General features: G+C 51.7%; 8 protein-coding genes and 1 rRNA gene. All 9 read left to right on the forward strand.

Translation table 11 applies throughout. The annotated features are described in order from the left end of the window. The first annotated feature begins 6 nt into the window (after positions 1-6). On the forward strand, positions 7-1,692 hold the full coding sequence (locus Q5741_RS17675; protein WP_305025446.1) for a GAF domain-containing sensor histidine kinase: 1,686 nt from the start codon (positions 7-9) through the stop codon (positions 1,690-1,692). Continuing rightward, on the forward strand, positions 1,689-2,369 hold the full coding sequence (locus Q5741_RS17680; protein ID WP_305025447.1) for a response regulator: 681 nt from the start codon (positions 1,689-1,691) through the stop codon (positions 2,367-2,369). The genes Q5741_RS17675 and Q5741_RS17680 overlap by 4 nt, the downstream gene beginning before the upstream one ends. 86 nt (positions 2,370-2,455) lie before the next feature. Continuing rightward, on the forward strand, positions 2,456-3,139 hold the full coding sequence (locus Q5741_RS17685; RefSeq protein WP_305025454.1) for a response regulator transcription factor: 684 nt from the start codon (positions 2,456-2,458) through the stop codon (positions 3,137-3,139). After that, the gene (locus Q5741_RS17690) at positions 3,136-4,509 is read left to right on the forward strand and encodes a sensor histidine kinase (RefSeq protein ID WP_305025448.1); all 1,374 of its coding nucleotides are present in this window, start codon (positions 3,136-3,138) and stop codon (positions 4,507-4,509) included. The genes Q5741_RS17685 and Q5741_RS17690 overlap by 4 nt, the downstream gene beginning before the upstream one ends. A gap of 75 nt (positions 4,510-4,584) precedes the next feature. Continuing rightward, positions 4,585-5,709, forward strand: coding sequence for an ABC transporter permease (locus Q5741_RS17695; protein WP_305025449.1), 1,125 nt, complete (start codon positions 4,585-4,587; stop codon positions 5,707-5,709). Then, entirely contained in the window at positions 5,706-6,386 is a 681-nt protein-coding gene (locus Q5741_RS17700; protein ID WP_305025450.1) for an ABC transporter ATP-binding protein, read from the forward strand. Before Q5741_RS17695 ends, Q5741_RS17700 begins: the two co-directional genes overlap by 4 nt. Positions 6,387-6,541: 155 nt before the next feature. Next, positions 6,542-7,120 (forward strand): NADPH-dependent FMN reductase, encoded by a 579-nt coding sequence (locus Q5741_RS17705; protein WP_305025451.1) that lies wholly within the window; start codon positions 6,542-6,544, stop codon positions 7,118-7,120. Between the two features lie 4 nt (positions 7,121-7,124). Further along, a complete protein-coding gene (locus Q5741_RS17710) occupies positions 7,125-7,586 on the forward strand; it encodes a VOC family protein (RefSeq protein WP_305025452.1) in 462 nt (153 codons plus the stop codon). Positions 7,587-7,929: 343 nt separating this feature from the next. Further along, positions 7,930-8,003, forward strand: a 16S ribosomal RNA gene (locus Q5741_RS17715); the annotation flags it as partial.

Genomic DNA, 8,003 nt, shown 5'->3' on the forward strand with positions numbered 1-8,003 from the left:
GTCCTTATGGACACACCTGCACAGGAGCTGGAGATCCTCAAAACGATTGCCCAGACGCTGAACGAGTGCGGTGACCCTGATCACATGTTGTCTGAGGTGCTGCATAAGCTGCTCGAGCTTACCGGATTGACTGCGGGGTGGATATTTCTTCTCGAAGATACCGATTCCCCCCAGGAGCTGAAGGCGGCATGCGGAATGCCCCCGGCTTTATGTAAGGACGGCATGCAGCCGATGTGCTCTCCGGCATGCTGGTGCCTGAACCGTTATCGTGACGGCCGGCTGCAGGATGCGGTGAATATCCTGAACTGCAAGAGGCTGGAAGACGCCGTCGACTACAAATGGGGAGATACCTGCGGGATTACCCATCATGCGACCATTCCATTAGTGTCAGGGACGCGGCGTTTTGGTCTGATGAACGTTGCCGCACCTGGCAAGGAGCATTTTACAGACCGGGAGCTCGCGCTGCTCCAGTCTGTAGCTTACCAGATCGGCGGGACACTCGAGCGTATCCGCTTGTGGCAGGCAGAGCAGCACAGGGGGGACTTGTTCGCCAGATTGGGTGAATTCAGCCGTGCACTGGACCGGACAGTGGCGGATACAGGCAGTAGAACGAGGCTGGAGGACGAGAGTATCCGGCTGCTGCAGAAACATTTTCATTTGCCTTTGACAGCGCTCTATCGGGTGGAGAGCGGTCTGAGCTACATATCGGGAGCCGCGGGCCGCTCGAATTGCCCTATCGTCCATACGACGGCTGTATCTGGGGCTGCTCGTCTGCTCACTACCCGTGTAGGAGAACGGAGATATGCGGCAGCCGAGCAGGCTGAGATGGCGGAATGGACGCATCTTTGCCGGTCACACGGCAGCGAGTCTGAACTTTCACATGTGCTGGCCGTACCTCTCCCGCTGAGCGGAAACCGGGCGCAGCTGTTCCTGCTGGCCGCTTATCCGTCTGACAGACATACCGAGGAAGTGGATGCTGAGGTGCTGGAGGCTGCGGCGGAACATATAGCTATTGCTCTGGAACATCTGCAGCTTGAGGAGAACCGCCGGAAGCTCGCCCGGCTCGAGGAACGCAACCGTCTGGCACGGGATCTGCATGACTCGGTCAGCCAGATGCTGTTCTCCCTCTCGCTGACGGCGCGGGGAGTAGAGAGCATGCTTGGCGGAAGTGAGCAGGAGCACCAGCTGCTGGAAGCTGTATCTGACATGCGTACTTTGTCCCAAGCTGCTCTCAAAGAAATGCGCAGCCTGATTACACAGCTGCGGCCTGCCGGCCTCGAAGAGGGACTGACCCCAGCGCTGCAGAACTATGCCCGGCAGCTCGGCCTCCGTGTCCATCTGGAAGTAAACGGCATTGCCGAGCTGCCCTCTACCATGGAGGAAGCGCTCTGGCGGATCGGGCAGGAAGCGCTCAACAATATCAGCAAGCATGCCGGTACGAGGAGCGCCGAGATCAGGTTAAGCGCTCGTGACGACGCGGTTACATTCCATGTAGCGGATCAGGGGCGGGGCGGTGCTGCCACGAACAGACCCAGAGAGGCGGGAGCATCCTACGGTTTGACCATGATGAAAGAGCGGGCTGAAGCGCTGGGAGGACGGCTTGTGCTTTACAGTGTTACAGGAAAAGGCACGACGGTTGAAGTCCGTTTGCCAATAGAGAAATATATAGGAGAAGAGGGGGATTCAAGATGAGTATCAGACTGCTGCTGGCCGACGATCACGCTATGGTGCGCCGGGGCATGCAGGTGTTCCTGTCCACTCAGCAGGATATCGTTCTTGTTGGGGAGGCTTCGGACGGCCGGGAAGCATTGGAGCAGGTGGCTGAGCTGCAGCCGGATATTATACTGATGGATTTGAATATGCCGGTATTGGATGGAATTCAGGCGGCACAGGCGATAACCGCTTCCTATCCGGAGGTGAAGGTGATCGTTATGACGTCCTTTTGCGATCCGTCCCATGTTCTGCCTGCGGTCCAAGCCGGCGTAAAAGGCTACCTGCTCAAGGATATTGAACCAGAGGAACTGGCTGAAGCCATCCGCAGTGTATACCAGGGCAGGGTGGAGCTGCATCCGGATGCAGCCGGCCAGCTCATGCAGCACGTGGCGGCTGGTTCATCCTCATTGATGGAGACGAAAGGGATATCCGGCACAACGGTTGCGGCTGATTCGATAGATAACCCTGATCGGCTGACGCCGCGGGAGCGAGAGGTGCTGGCGCTTATTGCCTGCGGAAAGAGCAACAAAGCGATTGCGGAAGAGCTGGTCATCACGGAGAAGACTGTCAAAACACATGTCAGTCATCTGCTCGATAAGCTGGGTCTGACAGACCGTACCCAGGCAGCAATCTATGCAGTGAAGAAAGGTTATTAACCTGAACGATCACGATGAGAGGTTTTTGTTGGTCTCAGTTCCTTGCGATATACTTAATGGCATCCTAAAACATAAAGTGAGCGATGGTGAAAATGAAACGTATTTTGGTTGTTGATGATGATGAGCATATCCGGACGCTGCTGCGGTATGTCCTGACCAAAGAGGGATACCGTTTATTGGAAGCGGGGGATGGATTGGAAGCTGTTCAGTATCTGGAGGCCGAAGCCGTAGACTTAACCATTATTGATGTCATGATGCCCCATATGGGCGGGCTTGAACTGTGCGAGCATATTAGAGAGCACTATGATATTCCCATCATCATGCTGACAGCCAAAGACCAGCTGACAGACAAAGAGCAGGGCTACCTCCGGGGGACGGATGATTATGTCACTAAGCCTTTTGAGCCTGAGGAGCTTGTTTTCCGGGTGAAAGCCTTGTTCCGCCGTTATCACAGGACGTCCAGTGATGTAATCCGTCTGAACCGGATTGTGATTAATCGGAATAACGTAGAAGTCTCGGACGGAGAGTCTACCTTCATTCTTCCTATGAAGGAGTTTGAGCTGCTGACCCAGCTCGCGCAATATCCGGGACGTCTCTTCTCTAGGGATGAGCTGATCTCTTTGGTTTGGGGAGCGGACTATGAAGGGGACGAGCGGACGGTTGATGTGCACATTAAGCGTTTGCGCCAGCGGTTTGCAGACTACTCGGATGACTTCAGCATCCAGACCGTTCGGGGCATCGGTTACAAGATCGAGGTGGGGCGGCGTTGAAGACCTTGTATTCCCGTGTTTTTCTATTTACATTACTGGTCATTATCGTCAGCAGTATGCTGGGGTTCCTTTCCTCCAATATCTATTATCATCTCAAATTAAAACCTTACAATGACAATAAACTAATGCATACGGCAGTAGAGATTGAACGATATATTGAAGATTCTGCAGAAAATATGGACCGTTACCTGGATCATGCCGCTGCACTGGGATATCAAATTTATCTGACCGACGGGCAAGGGGATGAACAGTACTACGGCCGCAGCTTCCGGGAAAAAAATTTGAGCCGATTGGCTCGTGACCGGGTGCTGAAAGGGGAGCGGTATCACGGCATTGCTGAATTTCCCAACAAGCCGTTTATAACCGGTTTTTTTGAGAATACATTGAGCAACACAGTAGGCACTCCGATTCAATATAAAGGCCATACTTATGCTTTATTCATACGACCTGATGTTATACAGCAGTTTGGCGAGCTGCGTGTCTTTTTTGCCCTGATTATCCTGTGCACGGTCGTTATCAGCATTCTGCTGTTTCTTGTCAGTACCCGTTATTTGGTCAAACCGATTTCCCGGCTGTCCGAAGCCACAAAGCGAATTGCTCAGGGCGACTACCGGCTGAAGCTGCCGATCCGGAGAAGGGATGAAATCGGCCAGCTGGCCGGACATTTTACAACTATGAGCCAGGCCTTAGAGCGGGCAGATCAATCGCGCCAGCAGTTCGTGTCCAATGTATCCCATGAGATCCAGTCCCCGCTGACATCCATCCAGGGATTTGCCAAAGTGTTGGCGGAGAATGAGCTGTCGAAGGGGGAGAGCCGGCAGTATGCGGAGATTATTGAAAAGGAAAGCCGTCATCTTGCCCAGCTGAGCAAACAGCTGCTCCTGCTGTCCTCGCTGGAACAGGGAGAAGAAACGCTGACGATGAAAACTTTCGGGCTTCGTGTTCAATTGCTTCAAGTAATTCAGGTGCTCCAATGGCAGTTGGAGGAGAAAGGATTGCTGCTTAAGCTGTCGATCCCGGAGTCTATTCATATACGAGGAGATGAAGTGCTGCTGATGCAGGTATGGATGAATATCCTGAGCAACGCGATCAGGTACATTCCTCAAGGCAGATCCATCTCCATACATGCAAAACCGTCCAGATCTGCAATGACCGTGTCCATTCAGGATACAGGGGACGGCATCCCGGAAGAGCATCTTCCTTTTGTCTTTGACCGCTTCTACCGGGTGGATCATGCCCGCGAGCGATCAGCTGGCGGGACTGGACTCGGATTAGCTATCGTACAGAAAATCATCCAGCTGCACAGCGGCATAATTACGGTATCCAGCTCCCCGGAAGGTACCTGCTTTACAATCCGGCTTCCGGAGTAACAACTGTAATCTGTTATTCATACTCCGTTCATGTTGGCTCCCTATACTGGGGCTACACAGAGGGGGGGAGCTTGAATGTACTTAGCTTTACGTGAAATGAGATTTTCCAAGGGCAGGTATATCCTGATAGGCGTTATTATGCTGCTGGTCGGGTTTCTGGTCATGTTCGTTACAGGACTTGCACAGGGGCTGGCTTACGATAATGCGGCATCTGTCCAGAATATGTCTGCGACGCATTTTATATTGGAACAGGGAGCAGAGCATCGGTTGACGAGGTCTGAACTGTCCCCGCAGAAGCTGGACGAAGTGAGGGAAACTGCCGGTGCAGGGCAAGCTGAGCCGCTTGGGGTTAAAATGACCACCGTCGTACAGGATGGAGAGCCAGGGAAAGTGGACGTCACGCTGCTGGCTGTGGATACACATGGGTGGCTGATGCCGCGATTGACGGAAGGATCCGGCCTGCCGGGGACAGGACAGGTCGTGGTAGACGAGAGTCTTATGGAGCAGGGCGTTAAGTTGGGGAGCAGACTTGTGGATCAAGCTTCAGGGTCCGAGTGGATCGTTGCCGGATTTGTGCAAAATGAGTCCTTCAGCCATACGCCGGTAATATTGATGAATATGTCAACGTGGGCTCTTCTTGAATCACAATCCCGCAGCCAGGCTGCCGGCAGCCCGTCGGTAACAGATGGCTCCGCCTTTAATGCGATTGCCATCAAGGCTGTTGATTCGGAAGCCGAATCGATACAAGCCCAAGTGCCGGGCACAGAAGTGTTGACGAAGTCACAAGCGGTATCGGCTATTCCTGGTTATAAGGAGGAGCAGGGCTCTCTGCTCATGATGATTGTCTTTTTATTTGTAATCTCTGCTTTTGTGTTGGCCGTATTCTTCTATGTCATGACGATTCAAAAAACAAGCCAATACGGCGTATTAAAAGCAATGGGTGCCCGTACAGCTTATCTGGCCGGGAGCGCCGCAGCGCAGGTGTTGATCCTCTCGGCGGTCAGCCTTGTTGTCAGTATCGTTCTCGTCAAGGGATTTGAAGCCATGCTGCCGGCATCCATGCCGTTCCGGCTACATTTGCCTGTACTGCTGCTGACTTGCCTAGCCTTTATTCTGATGTCCTTGGCAGGCTCCTTGTTTTCGGTATGGAAAATAGCCAGAATCAACGCACTTGAAGCTATTGGGAGGGCTGCAGCATGAACAACCGACTGATACTCCGCAACATTACACGTACCTTTAGAGATGGGACTGCGAACCGCACGGTACTCGATCAATTGAACCTGGAGGTAGCTGCAGGGGAATTGGTAGCGGTAATGGGACCGTCTGGTTCAGGTAAAAGCACGTTCCTGTCCATAGCAGGTGCGCTGCTGGAGCCGTCTAGCGGTCAAGTCGAGATTGACGGAGAATCCATTCTTGGCAAGTCTCCTGATACGCTGTCGAAACTTCGGCTCCATAAGATCGGCTTTATTTTTCAGAACGCCAATCTGATTCCCTATCTTAAGGTTGAAGAACAGCTGCGGCTGGTGGCCAGCCTGGCCGGTATCCATAAGGCGGACGCAGCCTACAGGGCACGGCAATTGATTGAGCAGATGGGCTTGAGCCATCGAAGCAGTGCTTATCCGGATAAGCTGTCGGGGGGAGAGCGTCAGCGCGTAGCGGTGGCACGCGCGCTCATGAATGACCCGGCGGTGCTTTATGCCGATGAGCCTACAGCCAGCCTGGACTCAGCGAGGGGTCAGGATGTAGTGAGTCTGATCGCACAGCAGGTCAAAGCGGAAGGGACAAGTGCGGTGATGGTCACGCATGATGAACGGATACTGTCTTTGTGTGACAGGGTACTGCTGCTGAAAGACGGGAGACTGAAAGAACATCCTTAATCCCGCGTATTCATCAGCCGGTACATCGGAGGTCGTACAGCTCAGCCTTAGGGCTGGCTTTTTATTTGGAAGAAGATCGTTCTGTCTGCTGACGCCGGCCTCCTGGATTCCTTTTAGAATAGAACTATCTTAAAGGAATGAAGGGACGAAGGGATATGAATATTGTTGTTTTGGCTGGAAGCAATCGTAAGGGTGCAACGAGTACACGTCTGGCAGCTTATGCTGCTAATCTGATGCAGAGAAAAGGGCATCATGTACAGATCATTGATTTATTTAAACACCCCTTGCCGTTCTACTCGGCAGATATTGAAGGAATGGACACGAATGTTCAGGTTCTGCAGTCCGCTTTTGCCGGTACCGATGCTATTGTTCTTGCAACACCTGAATATCATGGGAGCATTAGTGGGGTATTGAAGAACGCCTTGGATTACCTGGGGCAAAGTTATTTCAGCGGTAAAGCGGTACTAAGCGTATGCTCGGCTGGAGGTGCAGTTGGGGTTAGTTCGCTTCAGCATCTTCAGGCGATTATACGTAATCTCCATGGCATTAACTGTCCCGAGTGGATTTCCATCGGCGGTTCACAGCGAATGCAATTTGAACAGGAGTATGAAGATTATGAAGGCAGTCTGGAGATGGATGATCGGGTCTACAAGGTTACTGAAACTTTTCTTCATCTGACCCAGCAGCTGAAGCGAGGTGAGGAACGGCTGCTCGGTGCAGCGAAGGGGGACTGATACAATGATAAAAGGATTGTACGAAGCGCATCTCCCTGTCCGTAACCTGAAGACTGCAGAAGCATTCTATACCAAGCTAGGATTGGAATTAGCGTGGCGTGATGATGAGACTTTATTTTACTGGCTGGAGAAAGGGAAAAGCTGGCTCGGTCTGTGGGAAGGGAAAGAAGTCGACACTCCTTATCATCCGTCCCTGCGGCATATTGCCTTCAGGGTAAGTTACAGCAGTCTGGCAGAGGCTGAACAGTGGCTTGGGTCGATTGGAGTGAAGGCAGTCCCCTTTGGCGGCAGAACTTCGGTAGCACCATTCATTCGACCTTATCAGGGTAATGGTTCTATCTATTTTAAAGACCCAGACGGTAACAGCCTGGAATTGATGTGTACAGTAGAGGTGCCTGAGCAGCTGAAGGAAGTCACTGAAAAATTTTCGATTATGGAATGGGAAGCTCATTTAAGGGAAATATAAAGACAGTTGTCTACACGACCTGCACATGAGAAAAGCAAATTGCAGGTCGTATGCATTGGAATATTTTACATGTAGCAATTGATTTACAGGCATGGTATATTCTAATTCCGGTCGAGAAAAGGACCGCTAAGCAAAAAAGCGACTTAAAAGTTTTGAAAAAAATAAGTTGCAAAGAAGAAATTAGTGTGATATACTCTAATTCCGGTCAACAAATGACCGAACGAAATGCTTGATCTTTGAAAACTGAACAACGAGTGAGTATCGCTGTTATGTAAATAACAGCAAACAATGAGATTTATATCTCGTCAGATTAAAAATGAGCTTATCGCTCTTTTCAATAACTTTATTGGAGAGTTTGATCCTGGCTCAGGACGAACGCTGGCGGCGTGCCTAATACATGCAAGTCGAGCGGGGTTT

This window comes from Paenibacillus lacisoli (genome assembly GCF_030580655.1).
GTDB classification, from domain to species: domain Bacteria; phylum Bacillota; class Bacilli; order Paenibacillales; family Paenibacillaceae; genus Paenibacillus; species Paenibacillus lacisoli.